We start from the raw sequence: 25,291 nt of genomic DNA on the forward strand, positions 1-25,291 counted from the left end.
AAAAGTGATTTGGCAAGAATAAGGATTTTAAACATCATAACCCCATCATACCCATAAGAATTTCTGTTAGAGAAATCGACATACTTAGCAACATTGATCCCTTCCGCAACTTCAATAACAGTTCTACAAATATCATCATGAGCAATATCTTTTTCGAAAGATAATGAAAAATCCAGTAGCATATTCGGTTGATATGCGTTATAATTTTTTGTGTGTAGTGTTGTATTCATAACTAACATTATACCAAAAAACACGGATGACCGTGTTTTTTTTCGTTTTTTTGAAACTGAAATGAGTTATTTACTCGTTACAGCCCCTTCTTTTTTATTTTTCAAATTTGTATTGATATTGTTGAACTTATGTAAGGTCTATTATCAATAAAAAATTGATAATAGATCAAGGTATATATTGGAAGTAGCTATGAACAATTTTATGCATTATAAATGTTTTGAATTATATTATTAAAAAATGAGTGAAATGACTTTGATCTTTTGTAAAAATTCTGAAACTGAATTTGAAATTGTTATAAAGGTTATTATCTCTATGGAATCTGTTTTCTTAAAAGATGAACTGTTTAAATTTTTTGATTATTCCTTTCTTGCTGTTTTTACTTCCGCCCTTGTTTAGAAAAGGTGTAAATTAGAAACAGATATTTTTAAAATCTTATTTGACGGATTTAATGAATAAATATATATCAGGTCAACTTTACAATAGAATGTGATATATTAGAAAGTCTTCTAAAGAAAAAGATGGAAAAACTCCACCCGTAGATAATCTGATAGTTAAGGAAATAAGTAGATATTTGTTGTTTGATTTAAGTTGATTTTTATTAAAAATAGGTTTAATGGTACATAAAAATTACCATTAATTTAGAATTATTTGTATTATTTTGTGGAAATAAATAATGATTATTGAAACCAATAATCATTATAATCATATTTAAAAACACGATAAATAAACTTTCCTCCAATAGTAGTAAATTTTTTAATTAATGTTCCAGAGTTATCGTATTCTCCCCATGTCATTGCCATACCACTATCAATGATTATATTATTTTCTAATTCTTGTACACTGCTGACATATCCAGAATAGTCTACAGGAATAGTATTCACTAATTCAACAGTACGATTATTTTCGTTAACTAAATATTTGTAATAATAAGATGTACCTTCCTTTGAATTAAAATATGCATTTTGGTAATTATCGTCTTTTTGCCAATCATAATCAGGTTGGGTTGAACTTACAGCTAAATTATTATTATAAAGATATAGGTAATATGCACCGTTTTCTAATGAACTATCTTCTTGGTAGGTTACACAATGTTGCCCAGCTTGCATTGAAAAATCACCTATCTTAGTTAAAAGCAAGTTATTGTAGTTGCTCTCTTGCCAAAAATTGTTGGAACCTATCATATAATCAATTTTAACATTTTCATATATATCATTAAGTTTAATAATTGTTGATGTTTCACGAGAGCTTATTATTAGATTATCATTATTTATAAGTTCTAAAGAATTAATGTGCATCCAATCAAGGTCATCAGCATTTTTAGGTAAAGTGACAGTTTTATAATAATCTGGAAAAAGTTCAATTAGATCAATTAATTCACTAACTGTACCACTTTCATAATCAATCATAATAATTTTATCTTCACTTGTTTTAGCATTTTTTTCACTGGCAAGAACAATTAAATTATTATCATTATCAAAGATGTAATCATGATGTAGTTTATAATTACCAGTATCATAGAATTTACTAACATATCCAATTTGATCTATTCCTACAATTAATGTACTGGAAACACTCATATACATTGCATTATCTTCAAATAATAATCGATGAGAACGATATGAGATAATAGGGACCTCACTACGAATTATACCATTATTATCATATAAACGCATATATGCTAAGACATCGCTATCTTCAGTTACATCATTGCCTAAAACAGTATAAAGTCCGTTACTTAATGGTGAAGTATTATCATATGTAGTTGTATTAACAGTAATATATTCATTACCACCTTGTAAATCTGGAGCTTGATATGACCAGGATAATGTATCTATTTCTTGGTTATTTTTATTATTGATATGTAAAGTGATAGTATTTTTAGCTCCAGGAATAGCACCTATTAAAAGATATTCATGTTTTTTTGTGAAACCGCTTGTTGTGTTAGTATTAAGGGTTCTAGAAAAATCTTCATAACCTTCACAGCTGATTGTGTAAGATACTTGGCATTCTATTTCTGTAGTGAAATAAATATAGATACTTGTAGTATTAGTGCCAAAGGGATTTTCTATTAATAGTGGATTATCAGATGTGTATTTGTTCATGATTTTATATTTTTCAATTTGCTGATACATTTCATTCTGATAATTTTCACTATAAATTTTTTTTACATTAGTACTAGTGTTTTCCAATTGTGTTAATGGTAAACAGTTTTTATCATTACTTGAAACTTTAGTATTAAAAGAATTATTGATATTAAAGGATATTATAATTAAACTAAATATTAATAAGCCAATGCATAAATTTTTGATCTTTTTCATTTTTTCCTCCATTTTCATTTGCTTTTATAATTGGGGTACAAAAAGTTAATTTTACTATTAATCTAAGTTTATTTAGTATATAAACAAGATATTTTGCTTTATCATAAATAATATTTTTAATATATATTTTTTTCTTTAATTAATAATAAATTATATTTTCATACTTACTATATAATAAACCAAAAAAGTATGTGGAAAATACAGATTAAAAAACAACAATTATCAAAATATATTATAAATGATATTTATATGTATATATTATTAGTTGACAGATAATACTATATAACATATAATATTGTTGTGGAGTAAATATGAAAGGAGTAATACAGATGATATTTAATACTGGAGCTGCATTATTGGATACAATCGTTCTTTCAGTTGTTTCAAAAGAGTCTCAGGGGACGTATGGATATAAAATCACACAAGATGTTAGAATAGCTCTGGATGTTTCAGAATCAACGTTATATCCAGTTCTAAGAAGGCTATTGAAAGATAATTGCTTAGAGACCTATGATCAGGAATGTGGGGGAAGAAATCGTCGTTATTATAAGATCACTGCTGAGGGTAAGGCACAATTAGAGATGTATCGTAGTGAATGGCATGAATATGTTCAAAAAATTAATACTATTATTGAGGGGGCGCTCTGATGAATCGTAAGGAGTTTATTGATAAATTAGATTATTTATTACAAGATATAGAAGATATTGAACGTGAAGAAGCATTGCAATATTATGAAGATTATTTTGATGAAGCGGGTAGTGAGAATGAATCACAAGTAATTAAAGATTTAGGATCACCTGAAAGAGTTGCTGCAATTATTAAAGCAGGACTTGAAAATCAATTTGATCAAGATATTGAATATAGTGAAAAGGGTATGGATAATGCTAATTATAAAGAAGTTAGGGAAGTTATTGAAGCTGAGGTAATTGATAAGGAGAAAAAAGAAAATCATTTTAAGGAAAATCCTGATCGAAACCGAATTTTAATAATTTTAATTATAATTGGGATAATATTTTTAGCATTACCGATTGGTGGAGGACTTTTTGGAGTTTGTATTGGTGTTATAGCGGCTTTATTTGCATTAGGGATTGGAGTTCTTACAGGTGGGGTTATTTGTTTAGTTGGTGCAGTAGCATGTCTTGTTAAAGGATTTATGATCTTGGCCTCAACTCCAGGAATGGGACTAATTATTTTGGCAACTGGTTTTGGGTTAATTGCATTATCAATTGGTTTTTTTGCATTGGCAAGAGGAACTGTTAAAGCAATTCCCTTAATGGTTAGTGGAGTAGTAAATTTAATTAAGACAATTATACAAAAGGTGGGTGAGTTGTTATGAAAAAAACTACCTGGTTAGTAATCATATCTTTAGTTATTGCATTAGTGTTATTTATTTCTGGAGTGGTATTAGGTGGTGTTGATGAACTTGTAGGTGTATATCATCAAGGGGAATTAAATATTTCGTTACCATTTATTAAAACAAGAGATATAGAAAAAGAATTTGTTAATATTGAAGAGTTAGATATTAAAGCTTCTGCAGGGGATTTTGAAATAAGTGAGTACAATGGTGATAAAATTAAGGTAGTAGCTAAAAATGTTAGTCGTAAAACAGAATTATATCAGGATAATAATACTTTAATATTTAAAGAAAATTTTAAAATTGATCTTTTTTCAATCAATAATAATACTAAAGTACAAATCTATATTCCTAAAAATTATCAATTTGGTGAAGTAAAAATAGATATAGATGCAGCTGGTTTTAAAGTTCCAAATCTGTTGGTAGATGAGTTAGAGGTAGATGTAGATGCTGGTTCTTTTAAAGCAGATAAAATTATTGCTGATAAAATATTTATAGATGTTGATGCAGGAAATGCTAAAATAGGGTTGTTAGATAGTAAGAAAAGTGAATTTGATGCGGATGTAGGTGATATTAAAGTAACTATGGCAGGTAGTGAAAGTGATTATAGTTATGAGGCGGATTGTGATTTAGGTGATATTGAAATAGGAAGTTATCATGGCGATGGTATAAGTAATGAATATCAGTATCATGGAGGTAATCGTTCTATTAAAGCAGATTGTAATGTTGGTAGTATCATTATAAAGATGGAGGTGTAAAAATGAAACGTTTATATCGTTCAGATAGAGATAAAATGATTTGTGGAGTATGTGGAGGAATTGCAGAGTATTTTGATTTAGACCCAACATTAGTTAGATTAGGTTGGATTGTTTTCTTTGCTATAGGTGGTAGTGGTTTTATAGCGTATATTATTGCTGCAATAGTTATTCCAAATCATTAAGCTGATGAGTTTTCATCAGTTTTTTTATCTATAAAAATAATGGGAATGTATATAAAAAAAACATGAATTTAGTATTTTAAATTCATGTTTAAAAAGTTATTGTTTTTTTATTATGGAATAAGTATATTAATAGTTTTATTTACAACTTCAATAGTCACAGGTAACAAAGAACCTTGTTCTCCATCAATGTCAATTATAACATCTTGTTTACTATAGATTTCAATTTTTTTTGCTTGAAAATAAGCTATAAAAGGACTACGAGCATGTTTTTTTAAAAGATAGTCTTTTGATAAGGCGACCAAATCAGTTACAGAACATTTTTTTATGATAATTAAATCTAGTAAACCATCTTGAATATCAGCAAGAGGAATAATATTTTCAAAACCACCAACTCTATTAGTATTGGTAATCATAAACATTTTAGCACTCTCTTCAATAACATTGACATCATCTAATATGATCTTAAGGTCAATATTTGTATTTAACTGGCTTGGTAAATTAGCTAACCCATTTAAATAATAAGCTAAAGGACCAAGTCTTTTTTTATCGGTTTTACTAACACTAAAAGATACATCACTAAACATTCCTCCAGCTGCAACATTCATAAAATAACGATTATCAATTTTTCCAACATCACAGCAGACAGTATGAAAATTATTAATTAAATCACATACTGCATTGGTTTCAGTTGGTAAATTTAAGTAATTAGCAAAATCATTGACTGTACCAGCAGCTAGAATGCATAAAGGGATAGTTTTATGACTTTCAACCATTCCGCTTACTACTTCATTGATTGTGCCATCTCCACCAACAACAGTAATAAAATCATAATTTTTTTCATCACATTTTAATACTTTATAATAACCATCATCTTTTTTAGATGTATAGAAAATATCAACATGATTGACTAATTGTTTTAAAATAAGTTGACCAATTAATTTGTCTAAATTGTTTTGAATAGAACGTTGTCCAGCAGATGGATTAACAATAAATAAGCAACGCTTCATAACTTTACTCTTTAACTAATTCTTTTAATATTTCTACAGATTGTTTCATCATTGTTAAAGAAACAAATTCAAATGGACCATGAAAATTATCTCCACCTGTACCAATGTTTGGACAAGGCAATCCCATATATGTTAGACGTGCGCCATCAGTTCCTCCTCTGATAGGGCTAGCATATGCTTCTATTCCTAATTTTTTCATAGCTTTTTCTAATTTTTCGATAATATAATAATTATCTTTAATTATTTCAGCCATATTTAAATATGATTCATTAATTTCTAGACTAATTAGTTCGTAACCATATTTCTCATCTAAATATTTTTTGATACGTTTAAAATCATTAATTTGTTTTTTAGCTAATGATAGATTATGATTTCTAATAATATATTCAAGTGTTGCTTCTTCGCAATTACCTTCTAGATGATGAATATGATTAAATCCATCATAACCGTCTGTAAAATAAGCTTTTTGCTGAGCTGGTAACATATTTTCAAATTCAATTGCAACATTAATAGCACTAACCATTTTATCTTTAGCATTACCAGGATGAATTGATTTACCAGTAATTTTAACATTAGCACTGTAGGCATTAAAGTTTTCGTAATTATATTCGCAAATGTCACCACCATCTAATGTGTATGCATATTTGGCATTGAATTTTTCGACGTTGAAATTATCAGCACCACGTCCTACCTCTTCATCAGGAGTAAAAGCTATTTTAATATCATTATGTTTGATTTCTGGATGATGGTATAAATAGTCAGCTAAATCCATGATGATTGCAACACCAGCTTTATCATCTGCCCCAAGTAATGTAGTACCATCAGTAGTTATAAGATCATGACCGATCATCTTTTTTAAACTAGTAAATTCTTCTGGATCTAATGATAGATTCAAAGCATTATTAAGTTTGATGATTGAACCATCATAATTAGTAACTTTTTGTGGTTTGATATTCATACCACTTGCATCTGGTGAAGTATCCATATGAGCAATAAATCCAATTACATCACCTGTTCCTCCATTACCTTTAATAGTTCCATAAACAATACCAAATTCATCTAAATGAGCATCATCAATACCTATTTCTAACATTTCTTTTACTAACTCTTTTCCTAATTCTAATTGTTTAAAAGTAGAGGGAGTTGTATTTGAGTATTCGTCTGATTGTGTATCAAAACTTACATATTTTAAAAATCTTTCTTCAATATTCATATTATTTCTCCTTTGATTCTAATACTTTAATTATACTCATTATTATTAATTAAACAACCTTGTCTCTTTACTATTTTTTTTTTCTAGTTTAAAATAATATATATTTTTAGATAAGGAGTAATTATGGCAAAATTTTATACAGTAAAAATAGGTAGAAAACCAGGAATTTATTTGACTTGGGATGAATGTAAACAACAGGTTGATAAATTTAAAGGGGCAGTATATAAATCTTTTAATAGTAAAGATGAAGCAGAAGTATTTCTTGAGGAAAAGAAAATTAAGGTTGATAATGGATTGATAGCATATGTTGATGGAAGTTATAATATTAAAACAAAAGAATATGGATTTGGGTGTGTAATTATTGAAGGACAACAAGTAATAAAAGAGATGTATGGTAAAGGTAATGATGAAGATTATGTTTCTATGCGTAATGTAGCTGGTGAAATACTAGGTAGTATTTGTGCGATGGAATATGCTAAAAATAATGGCTATGCTCAGATTTGTATTTATTATGACTATGAAGGAATTGAAAAGTGGGCAAATAGATTATGGAAAGCTAATAAAATAGGAACTCAGGCTTATCAAAAAAAAGTTGCGATGTATCGTAAAACATTAGAAATTTGCTTTGTTAAAGTATTAGCACATAGTGGGGATTTTTATAATGAACGTGCTGATAAACTTGCAAAAAAGGCGGTAGGTATAAATGGTTAAAAAAATTAAAATAACTAAAAAGCAACAAAAAAAATTAGCGAAATCATGGATAGGGATATTAGTAATATTAATTATTGCAGGATATAATTTTTATCAGGATCATGAAACTATTGAACCAGGTAAACGGTTTGAAGTTACTTTGAATAAGTGTGTTGATGGAGATACTGCCTGGTTTGATGTGAATGGAAAAAATACTAAGGTGAGGTTTTTGTATATTGATACCCCAGAATCAACTAACGTAATTGAGCCATATGGTAAAGAAGCTAGTAATTATACTAAAGAGCAATTGAATAATGCTTCAAAAATTGAATTAGAGTTAAATATAGATGGAGATACAACTGATAAATATGATCGGTTATTAGCTTGGGTATTTGTTGATGGAGAGTTATTACAGAAAAAATTAGCAAATGAGGGTCTAGTTGAGAAGTTTTATGATTATGGTTATGATTATACTTATAAAAAGGATATAGTTGATGCTGATATGAATGCTAGAAGATTAAAAAAAGGTATTTATGAGAATGATTAAATTGTATTGTTGTTAGTACAATTTTCGAATTTTTCGTAAAATTTAGTTCTAATTAAGAAAAATTAAAAATTTTTTTTAAAAATTTTTTTGTCTAAAAAACGTGTATAATCGTATACAATTAGCGGTTTTTGGGCTGAATACTTAGATAATTGCGGACATTGTATGTAAAAAAGTGTTTGAAATTTGGTACATTTTAAGGTATTCTAATAGATATATAGTAAAGGAATAGGTGATTAAATGTTTAGGTATGTTTTAAAACGAGTGCTTATTGGAATTGTAACCTTGTTTTTACTTTCATCAGCGACTTTCTTTTTGATGAAAGCAACTCCAGGGTCACCAATTAGTGGGGAGAAATACAAGAACGAGGCACAACGGCAATTGGCAATTAAAAAGTACAACTTAGATAAGCCGATTTTTGAACAATACACTATTTATATGAATGATTTGATTCATGGGGATTTAGGAGAAAGTATTGTTCGTTCAGGACGGGAAGTATCAGATACGATTACACAAAGTTTCCCAGTTACAGCTAAGCTGGGGGCAGTGGCATTTGCTACAGCATTGGTTATAGGAATTACGCTTGGGACTATTGCGGCGCTTTCAAAGCAAAAATGGGTAAATAATCTTTGTATGTTCGTTGCGACAATCGGTGTATCTGTACCATCGTTTTTGATAGGGATTTTGTTGATTATTATTTTAGGGGTTAAATTCAAACTTTTCCCATTCGTAGGACTAAACAGTCCAGGGAATTATGTGTTACCAGTAATGTCATTGGCCTTTTATCCAATTTCAATGATTTGTCGTTTAACTCGAAGCAGTATGCTAGAAGTAATGAAACAGGATTATATTATTTTAGCACGTTCAAAAGGAACATCATATAAAAAGGTAGTAATTAAACATGCTCTTAAAAATGCAATGATACCAGTAATTACATATGCAGGACCAGCATTTGCATATATGCTTACAGGAAGTTTCGTTATTGAATCATTATTTGCGATTCCTGGAATTGGTCGTGAAATGGTATCAAGTATACAAAGTCGTGATTATTCGATGATTATGGGGCTTACAATTTTCTTAGGATTTTTAGTTATTACATTCAATATTATTACAGATGTGTTATCGGCAGCAGTCGATCCAAGAATTAAATTAAAATAAGGGGGAGCAAGATGGAAGAAAATAGAATTATGGACATCGAACTTACTCCTGATATGTTTGAGAAGTTAGATGATTCAAAAAAGAATAGTGAAAAAATTTCATATGAAAGTAAAACATATTTAGCTGATGCCTGGGGAAGATTTAAAGCTAATAAATTAGCTTTAATTGGATTATGTTTTTTGGCATTAATGGCTATTTGCAGTATTTTAATACCAATGTTATCTCAGTATACTTATGATGGACAAGATATGGCTAATACATTTGCAGCTCCTTCAATGGATCATTTTTTAGGGACAGATCGTTTTGGACGTGATGTTTTAGTAAGAATCATGTATGGTGGTAGAATATCTCTTTCTGTTGGTTTTTCTGCAGCAACTATCTCTTTATTAGTAGGGGTTACTTATGGTGCAATTGCAGGATATGTTGGTGGAAAAGTTGATATGGTAATGATGAGAATTGTTGATGCATTATATTCGATTCCAGATATGTTATATTTAATCATGATTACTGTTGTAATGGGATCAAATTTCTTATCAATTATTATTGGTATCTGTATTTCCTCATGGATGGGGATGGCACGTCAGGTACGAGCACAAGTTATGACATTAAAAGAACAGGAATTTTCTTTAGCAGCGTTTGTATTAGGTGCTAGTAAACCACGTATTTTATTAAAGCACTTAATTATTAATAGTATGGGACCAATTATTGTATCATTTTCAATGTTAGTTCCAAGTTCAATTTTTTATGAAGCTACTTTAGGTTTCTTAGGAATTGGTCTTTCAGCACCAAAAGCAAGTTGGGGAACATTAGCTAATGATGCTAGAGCAATGATCAGCTCACAGCCATTACAGGTTGTTTGGCCAGTCTTAGCTATTTGTTTAACAATGTTAGCTTTAAATTTTATTGGAGATGGTTTAGGGGATGCCCTTGACCCTAAGAAGAAGTAGGAGGGAAGTTATAAAATGAAAATGTTAGAAGTTAATGACCTTACTACTGAATTTAGTACCGAAAATGGAACAGTTAGAGCTGTTCGTAATGTATCTTTTTATGTAGATAAGGGTGAAGTATTAGGAATTGTTGGTGAGTCAGGTTCAGGAAAATCACAAACTATGTTTTCGATTATGGGGCTGCTTGCTGGTAATGGTAGAGTAACAAATGGATCAATTAAGATCGATGGTAAAGAAATTTCACCGTTATATTTTGATTCAAATAAAAAATATGAAGCTGCAATGAATGATATTCGTGGTAATGATATGGCAATGATCTTTCAAGATCCAATGACATTTTTGAATCCAACACTTAGAATTGAAACTCAGTTAGTTGAACCAATTCTTAATCATAATCCAGGAATATCTAAAGCAGATGCACGAAACAAAGCTATAGATTTGATGAAGAAGGTAGGGATACCTTCACCAGAAAATCGTATTCGTCAATATCCTCATCAATTTTCAGGTGGGATGCGACAAAGAATTATTATTGCAATAGCTTTAGCTTGTGATCCAAAAATTATAATTGCTGATGAACCAACGACAGCATTAGACGTAACTATTCAAGCACAAGTGTTAGACTTGATTAGTGGATTAAAAAATGAAATAGATTCTGGGATTATTATGATTACCCATGACCTTGGAGTAGTTGCAAGTATTTGTGATCGTATTGCTATTATGTATGGTGGTAAGGTTGTTGAAATTGGTACTACAGATGAGATTTTCTATAATCCTAAACATCCATATACAAAAGGGTTACTGTCTTGTATAGCTAATCCTGATGATTTAGAAAGAAAAGAGTTACATCCAATACCTGGATCACCGCCTGATTTATTAAATATTTCTGATGGTTGCCCGTTTGTAGATCGTTGTGAAGATGCAATGAATATTTGTCCGCTTAAAATGGATGAATATCGTGAATATTCTAAAACACATGTTTGTTCATGCTGGCTTGGAAATCCTAAAGTTTTAAAGGGAGGGAAATAGAAAATGAGTGAACCAATTTTAAAAGTAAAAGGACTTAAAGTTCATTTCCCTGTTTCTGGTGGTTTCTTAGCAAAGAAACAAATTGTAAAAGCGGTAGATGGGGTTGACTTTGAAATAGCTAAAGGTGAAACATTTGGTTTAGTAGGTGAATCTGGATGTGGAAAAAGTACTACTGGTAGAGCTTTGGTTAAAATTTATGAGCCAACTGCTGGTAAAGTTATTTTTGATGGTGAAGATATTACAAAAATTAAAGGAGCTAAGTTAAAAGAGTTCCGTCGTGATATGCAGATGATTTTCCAAGATCCTTATGCGAGTTTAAATCCAAGAATGACAGTTGGTGAAATAATTCGTGAACCAATGGATATTCATGGAATTTATAATTCTAAAGAAGAACGTGAAAATAGGGTTCGAGAACTATTAGAAATTGTAGGATTGAAACCAGATCATATTCGTCGTTATCCTCATGAATTTTCAGGTGGACAAAGACAAAGAATCGGGATTGCAAGAACACTTGCTTTGAATCCTAAATTTATTGTTTGTGATGAACCAATATCTGCTCTTGATGTTTCAATTCAAGCACAAGTTATTAACTTACTTGAAAAGATTCAAAAAGAAATGGGAATTGCTTATTTATTCATTGCTCATGATTTGAGTATGGTTAAACATATTTCAGATCGAATTGGGGTAATGTATTTAGGAAATATAGTTGAAGTGGGGGGAGCTGATGATGTTTATCATGAGCCATTACACCCATATACACAAGCGTTGCTTTCTTCGGTTCCAATTCCAGATCCAGAGACTGCACGTTCTAAAAAACGTATCGTATTGGAAGGTGAACTTCCAAGTCCGATAAATCCGCCTAGTGGATGCGTATTCAGGACACGTTGTCCCAAGGCAACTGAGAGATGTGCTAAAGAAAAACCAACATTGAAAAATGTTGGAAATCGTCAAGTAGCATGTTTCTTATATGAGAAATAGTTGAAAGGGGAAAAGACATGAAAAAACTATTAACTTATAGCCTTTGTTTCTTAATGGCCTTAACTTGTTTAACAGGTTGTGGTGGTGGAAACCAAGCTGATTTGAGAGTTGCTGTTGGTGGGGATACTGCAGATTTGGACCCTGCTATTGTAGACGACTCAATTACTGCTAACATTTTAACACAAGTCTATCAAGGGTTATATACTCTTGATACTGAAGGTAATGTTATTCCTAGCTTAGCTACTGATATGCCTGAAATCAGTGAAGATGGGTTAACTTACACTATCAAAATGAAAGAGGGTACTAAATGGAGTGATGGTAAGCCAGTAAAGGCTTCTGACTTCGTATTTGCTTGGAAACGTGCAGTTCCTACTCAAGGATATTACACACAATTCATCTGGCAATATATTGATGGTACTTCTCACATGGTAAAAGATGAAAAGACTGGTGCTGAAGTAGATACTCCATATACTACTATGGATGAATTAAAAGATTTTGGGGCAAAAGCTTTAGACGATACTACTATTGAAATTAAATTAAAAGCTAAATGTGCTTATTTTACATCTTTATTAACTAACACTGTATTCTATCCAGTTAGAGAAGATTACTTGAAAGAAAATGCTAAAGATGGTGATTTCAATGATTCAAGTTGGGGAAATAAAGATGATGTTCCTTACAATGGGGCATTCAAAGTTACTTCTGTAAATACTAAAGATGAAGTAGTTATGGTAAAAAATGAAGAATTTGCTGATGCTGATAAAGTAGAAATTAATACTATTTCATTTAAAGTAATGGCAGATATGGATGCACAAACTAGTGCGTTTGAAAGTGGTGACATTGATTTCGCTACTTCATGTAATATTGATTCAATCAATGCTAAAGAAGAATTAAAAGAACAATCTTGGAAAATTGATCCATTTGTATGTAACTACTATGTATTAATTAATTCTGGTGAAGAAAATACAAATGAAGTTTTAAAAGATAAAGATATCCGTAATGCACTTGGATTATCTATTAACCGTGCTAATGTTTTAAAAGCATTAGGATATGGTGAAAATGCTTATGAATTAAGTGGTTTAATTCCAGCAGGTATTCCTGGAGTAAATGGTGATTTCCGTGAAGAACAAGATGAAGTTAAAAAATTAGCTTCTTATGATTTAGAACAAGCTAAAGCAATCATGGAATCTAAAGGTTATAGTAAAGATAATATGTTAAATTTAACATATAAATATAACGATAACACAATGCATAAAAATGTAGCTCAAGCTATGCAGGCTTCAATGAAAGATGCATATATCAATCTTGAATTAGTTGCTACTGAAAAAGAAGCATTCTTTGATGCTCGTGATAAAGGTGATTTTGAATTAGCTCGTCATGCAATGACTGCAGATTTTATTGATCCAATGGCATATTTATCAATGTATGTAGGAAAAACTACTTTAGGTAATACTGTTGATGATCCTGAATTTGAAAGATTAGTAAATACTGCTAATGTATTAGATGGTGCAGAACGTATGAAAGGTTTACATGATGCTGAAAACTATTTAGTTGGTGATCAACATTATATTATTCCATTATTTGGATATACTGAACCATATTTATTATCATCTAAAGTAACTGGAGTTACTCATTCACCTGAGGGACATTATCAATTAGCTTATGCAAAAATTGCAAAATAACATTTAGTTATTAATAAGGTACACCTAAAGTGTACCTTATTTTAATAGGAGGGATATAATGATAAAGATAAAATCAGTAAAAGAACAATATGAAATTAGAGATGCTTGTTTAAAAGAGCGCTTAGAAATAATTCTACCAAAAGTAATGAATGATAATGATGTAGATATGTGGATCAGTGCTTCTAAAGAATATAATGAGGATCCATTATTTCATGCTATTACACCAGCTTGTTATCCTACAGCTAGACGTATTTCAATGTTTGTTTTTGTAAAAGATGGTGAAAAAATACATCGTTTTTCTTTATGTATGCCAAGTGAGGAATTAGCGCCTTATTATGAAAGTTATTGGACTGATTTCAATAATGAAGATCAAATGGCTTGTTTAAATCGTCTTTGTAATGAATTTGATCCTAAAAATATTGCAGTTAATGTATCTGATAATTTTTCTTTTAGTGATGGTTTAACTCAAGGGTTATATGAAATGCTTACAAATAAAATGGATACAAAGTATGTTGAACGTATAGTTCGTAATGATTTGTTAGCAATTAAATTGATGGAACTTAGAACACCAATGGAATTGCAGTTACATCCTGAAGTAATGAAAGTAGCTTTTTCTATCATTGAGGAAGCTTTTAGTAAGAATAGTATAGTTCCAGGGGTTACTACATGTGAGGATCTTCAATGGTTGATGATGCAAAGAGTAAAAGATTTAGGATTAGATTATTGGTTTGAGCCAACTGTTGATTTGCAAAGAGCAGGATTAGATAATCCAAGATATTTTGGAGTTATTGAAAAAGGTGACTTATTGCATTGTGATTTTGGAATTAGATATTTAAATATTTGTACTGATACACAAAGGTTAGCATATATCGCTAAAGATGATGAAGATGAGATTCCACAAGATTTATTAGAAGGAATGAGAATTAATGATCGTTTTCAGGATATTGTTGCTTCAAAGATGGCAGATGGCAAGAGTGGGAATGATGTTTTAATGGATTCATTGAATCAAGCAAAAGAAGAAGGGATTGAGGCAGTGTTATATTCACATCCATGTAATATTTATGGTCATGGTCCAGGAACAACGATTGGATTATGGAATAATCAAAATCGGATTCCAGTAAAGGGTGATATATTAATGTCTTATGATACTACTTATGCTTTAGAATTAAATACTAAGGCTACAGTATTTGGGCAAGATTATTATTTTTATACTGAAGAAACAATTGCTTTTACTAAAGATGGTTTGATTTATTTATATCCTGGCCGTGAAAATATTTATTTTATAAAGTAGGTATAGTATGAAAAGTAAAATGAAAAAAGAGTTTTTGAATTTTGAGGGTGGACTATTTAGTGAGGTAGAAAAAGCTGATGTTGGTGATAGTTATACAAAGATGGCTGAAGCAGGAGTAGCGTTAATGGGTTGGGCAGATCCTTTTATGCCTGATTTTTCCATTCCGAGCCATATAATGGATAAAACAATTGAAGCAATTAAATCACCTATTTCATCACATTACACTGCTCCTACGGGAAATATGGAGCTTAGAGAAGTAATATGCAGCAGGTTTTTGGAAAAATACGGGGTTGAAATTATTCCAGAACGAAATGTAATTATTACACCAGGCAGCGATAGTGCATTATTTTTTGCGATGTTCCCATTTTTACAAAAAGATGATGAAGTTATTATTCCTTGTCCAAGTTATCCAAATAATATGCAAAATATTAAAATGATGCAAGCTACACCAGTAGTCTATAAATTAGAGAGTAATAATGATTATCAAATAGAAATGGAATCTTTAGAAGCCTTAGTAACAGATAAAACAAAAATGATTGTTTTAACTCATCCAAATAATCCTACAACTACTGTTTATAGTAAAGAAAGTTTGGAAGCGATTAGAACAATAGTATTAAAGTATAATCTGGTTTTAGTTTGTGATCAGGCATTTGATGATTTTACTTTTGAAAACGAATATATAGCACCAATGAGTTTACCTGATATGTTTGAACATACAATTACTGTTTGCTCGATATCTAAAGGAATGGGGTTAAGTGGCTATCGTGTAGGGTATATTATTGCATCAGATAAGATAATGGATGTTATGTATGGATGTGCAGTAAGTGTTGTTGGAGCAACAAATACTGTTAGTCAAATAGCTGCAGTTGAGGCTTTTAAACATCCAGAATTCATGGAGTTATTTGAAAAGTCGTATGATTATAGGCGTCATCAGGCATATAAAATTTTAAATAACATTCCTGGAGTGAAATTGAAATTACCAGAATCTGGTTTTTTAGCTTGGGTTGATGTTAGTGAATTAGGTGATAGTTCAACTATCTGTAAACGCATAGTAGATGAAGCAAAAGTTGCTGTAAATGATGGAGTAAATTATGGTCCTGGTGGAGAAGGGCATATACGTATAGTATTAGGCGTTTATCGTGATAATGAGGTTGTTGTTGAAGCATTGGAAGGAATGGCACAAGTATTGAATAAAATAGCTTTAGAAAAAGGAATAAAATAAAAACATGAATTTTTATTAATTCATGTTTTTATTATGCTTTTTTAGATTTTTTATTGCAGATGTATGCAATTAGTACAGTTACTACTAATACAATTGGCAAGATCCATAAGAAATTAGAATTAATATACTTATAATCTCCAGACCAAATAGAAGTCCATTCACCAATTTTCTTAATTAAAATTGCTATTGCATATGAAGTAGTAATAACTTGAACTGCTCCTACTAATAATTTAACCAATTTAGGAAATACATCCATAAATAAGATTAAAGAGGCGATACATACTGCACTAATAAAACAATTTATTACAAAATACATAGCCATTCTCCTTTGATGTTTACCATAATAAAATACCATAAATCTATTTGAAATGCAATATTAACTATATATAATTATGTCAGATATAGTAATAATATAGATGAAAACTAAATATGATTGTAGTAATAGTAGAAAGCAAAATTGTAAGATAGTTAATAATATGAGTGAGAAAATATATTCTAATTGTTTTAATAGTCATAATTTTATGAGTACTACTTATTATGAAATCATAATAATAAATTAGTCGTAGTGTTGATAGAAATGATTTATTAATAATTTTTTTCTAATTATCAGTACAGTTTATATAGATATTGCCATAATCAATAATATTAACTTAAAAGTTTAAATAACATATAGTAATGATTACCTTTAGTTAAATAGTGTGAGAAATAATATTTGATTTTTTATAAATGTATTGTAAAGAAACATTGCATAATAATGAATTAATTTAATAATTGTATACAAGTAGTGTTGTTTTTATAAAAACTTTAGTTATATACTAAAAAAATAAAAAAAAATTAGAATTAATCAATAATTATATTGACATTTGTATAATTTGGATTATAATCTATTTATAAATCATTTATTGATTTATAAGGGGAAGAAAGATACACACTATAATAGTATCTAATATTTTAAACAGAACTCAAAGGGGAAGAGTTCTGTTTATTTTTATTAGAGATAAATTAGAAGGCTAAGTATGATAACTTTAGCCTAGATAAAAGATGGTGTTAAACATAAAATATTAATATATCAGTTGCAATATTCATGAATTATCGTTATATTAACTAGAAGGAGTGAGAATGTGGAAAATAAAAGTTTAATTAGAAAAGTACTGGAAACAGATCCAGCTGCTAGATATGCATTGAATGTTATTGTTAATTACCCTGGTGTACATGCAATGTTTTTCTATCGAATCAATAGTTTTTTATGGAAAAGACTGCATATGAAATTTTTAGCACGGTTTTTAAGTCAATTAGCCAGATTATTTACTGGAATTGAAATTCATCCTGGTGCAACGATTGGAAAACGTTTATTTATAGATCACGGTATGGGAGTTGTGATTGGAGAAACAACTATCATTGGTGATGATTGTGTATTATATCAAGGAGTAACATTGGGAGGAGTTGGAACTGGGGAACATAAAGTTAAACGTCATCCAACATTATTAAATAATGTAATGGTTTCTGCTGGGGCTAAAATTATTGGAGATGTAACGATAGGTAATAATAGTATTGTTGGAGCTCAGACAGTTGTATTAGCTGATGTACCTGATAATTGTACTGTAGTTGGAGTACCAGCATTTATAGTTAAAGAAAATGGGATTAGGGTTAATAAAGAATTATAGGAAATGGTTATTTTTAGGACCATTATTATTATTTATTTTTGATTATTATTTAATTCAAAACGATATTATTAGACCATTAGATATGTTAATTTATCAAAGATTAAATAGTTTAGAAAGCCCAGTTGTAACTAAAGCAGTTATAATGATAACTCAATTAGGAAGTTTTATGGGAATAATGGGAATGATTTTATGTATTTTCATTTATAATAAAAAATATGCATTAAATTGTTTAGTTATTTCGTTTTTGCAACAAATAATCAATCGTGTTTTAAAGTTTGTTGTTAAAAGGCCTAGGCCTGATGTAATACATTTGATTGAAGAAACGAATTATAGTTTTCCTAGTGGTCATGCGATGGCTATTAGTTGTCTATATGCAATGATTATAGTTTATTTATATCGTAGCAATTTTACTTTTAGATATCTTCTGATTTGTTTATGTATAATAGTGATTGTAGTAGTTGATTTAAGCCGAGTATATCTTGGGGTTCATTATTTTAGTGATGTTGCAGGTGGAACATTATTATCACTTAGTTTGGTCTTGTTTTTTTGTAATAATACCTCTTTTGGTGCATAGAATGCTAAAAAGGAGGTTTTATTTTGGAAAATTTAGCCGAATATAAGCTAACTTTGGTGACTATTAATGATGAGTATCATTTATATGATTTAATAACTAATGAAATATATGAAGCTATGAGTATAACGTATATAAATCAACTTATAGAGTTATGGAATAAAAATAGATATTATAAGAAGAATTGTGGTATAATTAAACTAGTGATTCAAGGAGATTAATGATGCAAGGAAATAGATTAAAACAGTATAGTAGTTTATTGATAGTAGGTATAATTTTAATTGTAATTTATAAAACCTTTGATATATCATGGTTTTCTATTTTATTAAATGCTTTTTTTCCAATTATAATTGGAGGGATTTTAGCTTATTTTTTAGAACCATTAGTTCAGATTGTATCGAGATTATTTGAAAATATTGAAAATAAATTTTTAAACAAACATAAACGAATTATTAGTGTTTTATTAGTGAGTTTAGTTGTAATCTTATTAGTTACTCTATTACTTACACGACTGATTCCAATGGTAATGGATTATGCAGTTGAGTTTATTAGAAACATAGATACATATGTCAAAGGATTTGAAAGTTCAATTAATAAAACTTTTAATGACCCTAATATAGCTCAAACAATTATCCGATTTGAAAAGACTTTTGTTAATTCGTTGAAAAGTTTTAGTAGTAAAGATTTTGTAGAGTTGATTGCATTAGCTGGTAAAACAGGAAGTACTTTGTTAACGATTTTAATGGGATTGATTTTTTGTCCGTATATTTTAATTGAAGCTGAAAAATTAGCAGTTATATTTGATCGTTTTATGCTATCATTTGTGCAAAAAGAGAATCTTGATTTAATTCATGAATATGCATATAAATCACATCGAATATTTGGTAAATTTATTTATGGTAAATTTATTGATTCACTAATTATTGGATTAATTGCATTAGTTGGTTTTGGTTTAATGGGGTTACCGTTCTTTCCGTTATTGGCTTTTGTGATTTTGGTTACTAATATGATTCCGTATTTTGGACCATTTATAGGTGGAATCCCAGTTGTTTTCATTGTTTTGTTGATAGAGGGATTTATGCCAGCATTAACTTGTGGAGTGTTTATTTTTGCTTTACAGCAGTTTGATGGTTTGATTTTAGGACCACGTATTTTAGGTGATAGTGTTGGTATTTCACCATTTTGGATTATTTGTTCAATTACAGTTTTTGGTAGTTTATTTGGATTTATAGGGATGTTTTTAGGAGTTCCTTTAATATGCGTAATTCGAATGTTTTTTAATGATTTTCTTCAGTATCGTAAAAATAAAATTATTGATAAATAGTAAAAAATGTTTGTTTTTAGATGATTCGGGGAGTATTATTATAATATAAGGGTTGTTACTATTTAATTAGGCAAGACCATAAAAGAATGCTATTATGCGCTCTTTTAGGTCTTGTTTTAGTTTGTTGGAAAAGGAGGAGGATAATGGATTGATAATTATGTATATCTGATAAGCTTAGTAATGATTAAAAGGTTTTAACTATAGTTGTTCTTTTGTATTTATGATAAATCAATATCATAGATTGGAGGAAAAAATGAAGAAAATATTTGTGATGTTATTGTGTATGAGTGTATTATGTTCAATGATTATGATAAATATATCAGCAGCTGAAAAAGAACCTCTTTTTATTGAAAGGGTAGATAATATTGGGACATCATTAGGAGTAGAAAAAATAAGTTCTGATAAACAGCTGATGGAAATATATAATAATATAAAAGATCAAACACCAACATTATCTTCAGATGGTAAAAAGATAATCTTGCCAGAAGTAGAAAATGATCAGTACACTATTTCATTATATGGGACAAGTAATAGTGCGGTTATTAGTAAAGATGGTCAAATAACACAACCATTAGAAGATATGATTGTATATTTATATTATCAAGTAGAAAACATTGATACAAAAGAAAGTCTACATATGGATGATCCAATTATAGTTAAAGTAAATGGTCAATACGATGATGGTCAGATAAACCGACCTAGAGTTTTACCAGGTATTCGTGAGTGGAAAGGAAATCAAGGGACTTTTAAATTTAGTGGGAATATAATTATAAAAGATGATTCTTTGAAAGATACAGCATCTAAAATATTGCTTTATATTGAAGAAATGACACAATCAGATGCTAAAATCGTTACTAAACAAGTAGAATCAGGTGATATTTTATTTGAATTAGATAAGAATTTATCAGTTGGTATAGAAGGCTATACTATAGATATTGATGATTATGTAACAGTGAAGGCGCCAGAGCAAAAAGGTTTATTATATGCTGGAGCAACATTATCACAAATGTTGATGGATAATCAAAATATGTTATTACCAAAAGGGTTAATGAGAGATTATCCTCAATATCAAGTTAGATCTACGATGTTAGATGTTGCAAGATTTTATATGCCATTAGATTATTTAGAAGAAATTACTAAATATGCAGCATTTTATAAGTTAAATGAGATTCATGTACATATAAATGATGATGGTGGAGAACAATCAACAGCATTTAGAGTAGAAAGCAAGAAGTATCCAGCAATTAATTCTGGGATACCAGAGGAAGAAGTATATTTACAAGAAGATTATAAAAAGTATCAAAAAGAAGTTTATCAATATGGTGTTGAGGTTGTAACTGAGATTGATACACCAGCTCATTGTCATTCAATAAATTATGTTGATCCTTCAATTATGCTTGATGGAAGTCACATTGATTTATCTAACCCACAGGCTGTTGCGTTTATAAAATCATTATTTAATGAGTTTTTGGATGGAGAAGATCCAGTATTTCAAAATCAAAAGTTTAATATTGGGACAGATGAATATCCATCAGGTCATAATGAACAAATGCGAGCATATATGGATGAATTGATAAAATATGTAAATTCAAAAAATATTCAGCCAAGATTATGGTCAGGATTAAATGTTGAAGGCAGTAGTTATGGTGGAACAACCCCTGTATCTAATGAAGCAGTATTTCATTTTTGGGCAAGAAGTTTTGCTAATCTTAAATTAATGCTTGAAGGTGAATATCCTATGATTAATAATATTGATGGATATTTATATATTGTTCCAGCAGCAGGTTATCAAAACTATTTAAATATTAAAAATTTATATGATACATGGGAGGCAGGAAAGATTTCTAATGATGAGATTGTTAAACCTGGTCATCCTTTAATGTTAGGATCAGAGGCAGCTTTATGGAATGATATCAAAGTGGGAGCATCTGAGTTCGATATCTTTGATCGACATCGTGATCAAATTATGATAATGGCTGAAAAAAACTGGTATGGTGAAAAGACAGCTGGACAAACAGGTGAAGAGTTTATGGAGAGAGTAGAAAAATTTGGGCAATTTGCGCCAAATGCTAATCCAGCTCGTTATATAAGATCAAATGGAGAAGTAATAGCTGATTATGACTTTAAAGATGTTGATCAAGGAACTGTTAAAGATTTATCTGGAAATGGTTATGATGCTATAGTTAAAGAATTAAAAGTAGATTTAAATAAAAATGCATTATTATTAGATGGAAAAGGTTATGTTTCACTACCATTTGATTCAATTGGGTATCCATATACAGTGGATTTTGAAATGATGATATCTTCATCTACTCCAGCTAATGCAGTTATATTTAGTGGTAAAGATGGGGTGATGTATTATAATTATGATAATACTGGTAAAATGGGATATCAAAGAAAAGGATATGTTTATTTATTTGATTATGATATTGTTGAAAATACGATGGTTAATTATCGCTTAACTTGTAGTAATACAGATTTACAGCTATATATTGATAATGTTTTAGTTGGAAATGGTCAGTATTATAAAGTAAGTGCAAATAAACAGGCTAGTAGTACATTTGTTTTACCAGTTGAAAAAATTGGTTCAGGAATCAAGGGATATTTAAAATCAATGACTGTCTTTAATCAAATCAAAACATCTTTGGTTAGTGAATCATCAAATCTGGCGTTAAATAAAGTTGTAACAGTTAGTGGTGTTGAAGGTGGCTATAATGAAGATGGAACTTTAGTGCATCCACAGTTTGATCCACAAAATGCTACAGATGGAGATTATAATACTAGAATTTCACTTAATAGAGATGATTTTGCTTGGGTAGAGATTGATCTTGATGAAGTGTGTTTATTAGAGAATATTAAGATTCATTTTAAAGAAAAACCTGGATCTTATAAGTTATATATATCTAGTGATAAAGAAAATTGGCAATGTATTGATATTCAGGAAAATATTGATGGTGGAAGTAGTGGGATAGATATACATAAATTAAATCAGGTGACAAGAGCAAGATATGTAAAATATGAACAAACGAAAATGTTCTGTGCTACTTGGGCTGGTAATGGATATTATTCCGGAAACTTTACTGAATTTGAAGTATATGGAATTACGGAAACAGAAATTAATGATATTATTATTCAAGCAAATAAGGCATTAAATGATGTTGAAGAAACTGAATTAAATCGTGTTTTTAGAGAATTGTTGAATGATAATATTAATGAGTTAAATTTGGCTTTACAAAAAGGAACATATGAAGAAATAAAATCATTAATATCAATTATTAATCAACAAGTAGAGCAGTTATATAATGGTATTACAGATATTGAAAAAACAGATAAAACAAGATTAAAAGAATTACTTAAAGAAAGTATTGATGATACTTTATATGACAGTAAAGCTTTAGATAATTATGTTCTAGCAAAACGAATCGGTCAATCTATTTATAATGATATTTATACATCACAAAGCAGAATAAACTTAGCTGTTACACAAATAGAAGAAGCAAAAAATCAATTATATATGAAAAAATTTGCAATTGTTACAGCTAATGGATCACCATATCAGGATCCTAAAACTGGATATGTATATAATGCTCAATATGCTTTTGACTTTGATACTTCAACAACATATTGGAAAGGAAATTATCAAAAAGCAGGGGATTATGTTTTAATTATGTTTAGAGAGCCTATCTTTTTAGAAACAGTTAGGTTAGTTTCTGATCGTGATATTTTAAAATATGGTGAACTTCAGATAACAAAAGATGGTAAAACATTTGAAACATTACAAATATTACAAAATATTGGTGATCAAACTATTACATTAACAGAGGCAACTAATGTATTAGGAATAAAAGTTTTAGCTACTCAAGATAATGATGCAACATGGTGGCGGTTGAATGAAATCATTATTAATTCACAGCCTATCATTGATAAAAAAGTTTTAGAGAGTGAGTTAGTTCGAGAGATAGACCAAAGTTTTTATACTATCAATAGTTATCAAAATTATTTGAAGTTTAAACAACAGGCTCAAGTTATTTGTAACAAAGAAGAAAGTACACAAAGAGAGATAGATGAAGCTGTTGAACAGTTACGACAAGCATATTTGTCACTAGATGTTTTAGCAAATAAAGCAGAATTAGAAAAACTTGTAAATGAAGTTATTGATGCAAATCTGTATACTGAAGAAAGTTATGATGTTTATTTAGAAATTCTAAACCAAGCAAAAGAATTATTGACACAAGATGAAATATCTCAAAAAGATATTGATATTGTAACTTGGGATTTAAGAGAGTCAATTTTAAAGTTAGAAAGAGTATTGATAGATAAAAGTGGTTTAGAAGAAATTATTAATAGAGTTTTACTTATAAATTCTGATGATTATACTGTTGAAAGTTATCAAAATTTACAGACAAGTTTAATAAATGCTCAAAGTATTTTTGAAAAAGAAGATGCAACTCAACAAGAGGTGGATCAAGCAATTGAAGTTCTTAATGATGCAATCAATGCACTTGAAAAAATTGATGTTGAAGATCAGGCTAATAAACTAGCTTTACAAATAGCAGTTGAAGTAGCTGATAAGGTTACTGATAAAGACTTAGAAAATATTGTGCCTGCGGTTGTTAATGAATTTAAAGCAGCATTAGCTAATGCTAAAGCAGTTTTAGATGATGCTAACGCAACTCAAGAACAAGCTGATACAGCATTTGATCGTCTAGCAAATGTAATGCATATGTTGGAATTCTTCAAAGGAAATAAAACTGATTTAGATAAATTAGTAACTCAAATAGAAGGTTTAAATCAAGCTGACTACAGTGAGGTATCATGGAATGCAATGCTTCCAGTATTAGATGAAGCAAAAGATGTACTAGCTAATGAAAATGCAATGCAGGAAGAAGTAAATGAAGCATATACAGAATTAATTAAAGCATTCCTAGAATTAAGATTGAAACCAAATAAAGATTTATTACAGGAATTAATCAATAAGGCAAATGGATTAAATGCAGCAAACTATACAGCAAAAAGCTGGCAGGCACTACAAAAAGAAGTAGAAAAAGCAAGTGAATTATTAGCAGATCCAAAAGCAGACTATGCAACAGTAGAAAAAGCAATAGAGAGCTTAAAAGGAAGTATAGAAGCATTA

General features: G+C 29.5%; 23 protein-coding genes. 18 read left to right on the plus strand and 5 right to left on the minus strand.

The window, feature by feature from the left end:
• Window positions 1-230: transposase (locus BMW96_RS14395; protein ID WP_472573230.1), on the minus strand; the 230-nt coding region annotated here is incomplete at its 3' end.
• Window positions 231-908: 678 nt separating this feature from the next.
• On the minus strand, window positions 909-2,549 hold the full coding sequence (locus tag BMW96_RS11315) for an aryl-sulfate sulfotransferase (protein ID WP_092355954.1): 1,641 nt from the start codon (window positions 2,547-2,549) through the stop codon (window positions 909-911).
• A gap of 329 nt (window positions 2,550-2,878) precedes the next feature.
• On the opposite strand from BMW96_RS11315, the gene BMW96_RS11320 reads away from it, so the two are divergent.
• The 4 genes from BMW96_RS11320 to BMW96_RS11335 are packed head-to-tail and all read left to right on the plus strand — an operon-like array spanning window position 2,879 to window position 4,843.
• Window positions 2,879-3,196: a PadR family transcriptional regulator gene (locus BMW96_RS11320; RefSeq protein WP_092356018.1), complete on the plus strand. Its 318-nt coding sequence runs from the start codon at window positions 2,879-2,881 to the stop codon at window positions 3,194-3,196.
• The gene (locus tag BMW96_RS11325; protein ID WP_092355957.1) at window positions 3,196-3,885 is read left to right on the plus strand and encodes a DUF1700 domain-containing protein; all 690 of its coding nucleotides are present in this window, start codon (window positions 3,196-3,198) and stop codon (window positions 3,883-3,885) included. Before BMW96_RS11320 ends, BMW96_RS11325 begins: the two co-directional genes overlap by 1 nt.
• On the plus strand, window positions 3,882-4,661 hold the full coding sequence (locus tag BMW96_RS11330) for a DUF4097 family beta strand repeat-containing protein (protein WP_092355960.1): 780 nt from the start codon (window positions 3,882-3,884) through the stop codon (window positions 4,659-4,661). Before BMW96_RS11325 ends, BMW96_RS11330 begins: the two co-directional genes overlap by 4 nt.
• Before the next feature lie 2 nt (window positions 4,662-4,663).
• A complete protein-coding gene (locus BMW96_RS11335) occupies window positions 4,664-4,843 on the plus strand; it encodes a PspC domain-containing protein (RefSeq protein ID WP_092355964.1) in 180 nt (59 codons plus the stop codon).
• A 110-nt stretch (window positions 4,844-4,953) separates the two neighbouring features.
• Here the strand turns inward: BMW96_RS11335 and BMW96_RS11340 are convergent, their stop codons facing one another.
• Both BMW96_RS11340 and pepT read right to left on the minus strand, forming a co-directional pair.
• On the minus strand, window positions 4,954-5,850 hold the full coding sequence (locus tag BMW96_RS11340; protein ID WP_092355968.1) for a diacylglycerol/lipid kinase family protein: 897 nt from the start codon (window positions 5,848-5,850) through the stop codon (window positions 4,954-4,956).
• A 4-nt stretch (window positions 5,851-5,854) separates the two neighbouring features.
• The gene (pepT, locus tag BMW96_RS11345; RefSeq protein ID WP_092355970.1) at window positions 5,855-7,063 is read right to left on the minus strand and encodes a peptidase T; all 1,209 of its coding nucleotides are present in this window, start codon (window positions 7,061-7,063) and stop codon (window positions 5,855-5,857) included.
• A gap of 123 nt (window positions 7,064-7,186) precedes the next feature.
• Between pepT and BMW96_RS11350 the strand changes: the two genes are divergently transcribed.
• The 9 genes from BMW96_RS11350 to BMW96_RS11390 all read left to right on the plus strand — a co-directional run bounded on the left by BMW96_RS11350 (window position 7,187) and on the right by BMW96_RS11390 (window position 16,598).
• A complete protein-coding gene (locus tag BMW96_RS11350) occupies window positions 7,187-7,774 on the plus strand; it encodes a ribonuclease H1 domain-containing protein (protein ID WP_092355973.1) in 588 nt (195 codons plus the stop codon).
• On the plus strand, window positions 7,767-8,300 hold the full coding sequence (locus BMW96_RS11355) for a thermonuclease family protein (RefSeq protein ID WP_092355976.1): 534 nt from the start codon (window positions 7,767-7,769) through the stop codon (window positions 8,298-8,300). The genes BMW96_RS11350 and BMW96_RS11355 overlap by 8 nt, the downstream gene beginning before the upstream one ends.
• Window positions 8,301-8,537: 237 nt before the next feature.
• Window positions 8,538-9,455, plus strand: coding sequence for an ABC transporter permease (locus BMW96_RS11360; protein WP_092355979.1), 918 nt, complete (start codon window positions 8,538-8,540; stop codon window positions 9,453-9,455).
• 11 nt (window positions 9,456-9,466) lie between these two features.
• Window positions 9,467-10,402 (plus strand): ABC transporter permease, encoded by a 936-nt coding sequence (locus tag BMW96_RS11365; RefSeq protein WP_092355983.1) that lies wholly within the window; start codon window positions 9,467-9,469, stop codon window positions 10,400-10,402.
• A gap of 15 nt (window positions 10,403-10,417) precedes the next feature.
• Window positions 10,418-11,428 (plus strand): ABC transporter ATP-binding protein, encoded by a 1,011-nt coding sequence (locus tag BMW96_RS11370; RefSeq protein WP_092355987.1) that lies wholly within the window; start codon window positions 10,418-10,420, stop codon window positions 11,426-11,428.
• Window positions 11,429-11,431: 3 nt separating this feature from the next.
• A complete protein-coding gene (locus BMW96_RS11375; RefSeq protein WP_092355990.1) occupies window positions 11,432-12,406 on the plus strand; it encodes an ABC transporter ATP-binding protein in 975 nt (324 codons plus the stop codon).
• A 17-nt stretch (window positions 12,407-12,423) separates the two neighbouring features.
• Window positions 12,424-14,085, plus strand: coding sequence for a peptide ABC transporter substrate-binding protein (locus BMW96_RS11380; protein ID WP_092355993.1), 1,662 nt, complete (start codon window positions 12,424-12,426; stop codon window positions 14,083-14,085).
• A 58-nt stretch (window positions 14,086-14,143) separates the two neighbouring features.
• Entirely contained in the window at window positions 14,144-15,376 is a 1,233-nt protein-coding gene (locus BMW96_RS11385) for a M24 family metallopeptidase (protein WP_092355996.1), read from the plus strand.
• Between the two features lie 7 nt (window positions 15,377-15,383).
• Complete coding sequence (locus BMW96_RS11390) at window positions 15,384-16,598, plus strand: pyridoxal phosphate-dependent aminotransferase (RefSeq protein ID WP_092356000.1); 1,215 nt, start codon at window positions 15,384-15,386, stop codon at window positions 16,596-16,598.
• Window positions 16,599-16,629: 31 nt separating this feature from the next.
• Here BMW96_RS11390 and BMW96_RS11395 read toward each other — a convergent pair whose 3' ends face one another.
• Window positions 16,630-16,914 carry a hypothetical protein gene (locus tag BMW96_RS11395; protein WP_092356003.1) on the minus strand — a complete coding sequence of 95 codons (285 nt, stop codon included), beginning with the start codon at window positions 16,912-16,914 and terminating at the stop codon, window positions 16,630-16,632.
• Between the two features lie 805 nt (window positions 16,915-17,719).
• Between BMW96_RS11395 and epsC the strand changes: the two genes are divergently transcribed.
• The 5 genes from epsC to BMW96_RS11420 form a co-directional block, all read left to right on the plus strand.
• Window positions 17,720-18,262: a serine O-acetyltransferase EpsC gene (gene epsC, locus BMW96_RS11400; protein ID WP_092356006.1), complete on the plus strand. Its 543-nt coding sequence runs from the start codon at window positions 17,720-17,722 to the stop codon at window positions 18,260-18,262.
• Window positions 18,234-18,836: a phosphatase PAP2 family protein gene (locus BMW96_RS11405; RefSeq protein ID WP_092356009.1), complete on the plus strand. Its 603-nt coding sequence runs from the start codon at window positions 18,234-18,236 to the stop codon at window positions 18,834-18,836. Before epsC ends, BMW96_RS11405 begins: the two co-directional genes overlap by 29 nt.
• A gap of 23 nt (window positions 18,837-18,859) precedes the next feature.
• Complete coding sequence (locus tag BMW96_RS11410) at window positions 18,860-19,054, plus strand: hypothetical protein (RefSeq protein WP_092356012.1); 195 nt, start codon at window positions 18,860-18,862, stop codon at window positions 19,052-19,054.
• A gap of 2 nt (window positions 19,055-19,056) precedes the next feature.
• On the plus strand, window positions 19,057-20,157 hold the full coding sequence (locus tag BMW96_RS11415) for an AI-2E family transporter (protein ID WP_092356015.1): 1,101 nt from the start codon (window positions 19,057-19,059) through the stop codon (window positions 20,155-20,157).
• 253 nt (window positions 20,158-20,410) lie between these two features.
• The coding region (locus tag BMW96_RS11420) for a family 20 glycosylhydrolase (protein WP_177165844.1) at window positions 20,411-25,291 on the plus strand (4,881 nt) is incomplete at its 3' end.

This window comes from Thomasclavelia cocleata, from assembly GCF_900102365.1.
Taxonomy (GTDB): Bacteria; Bacillota_I; Bacilli_A; order Erysipelotrichales; family Coprobacillaceae; genus Thomasclavelia; species Thomasclavelia cocleata.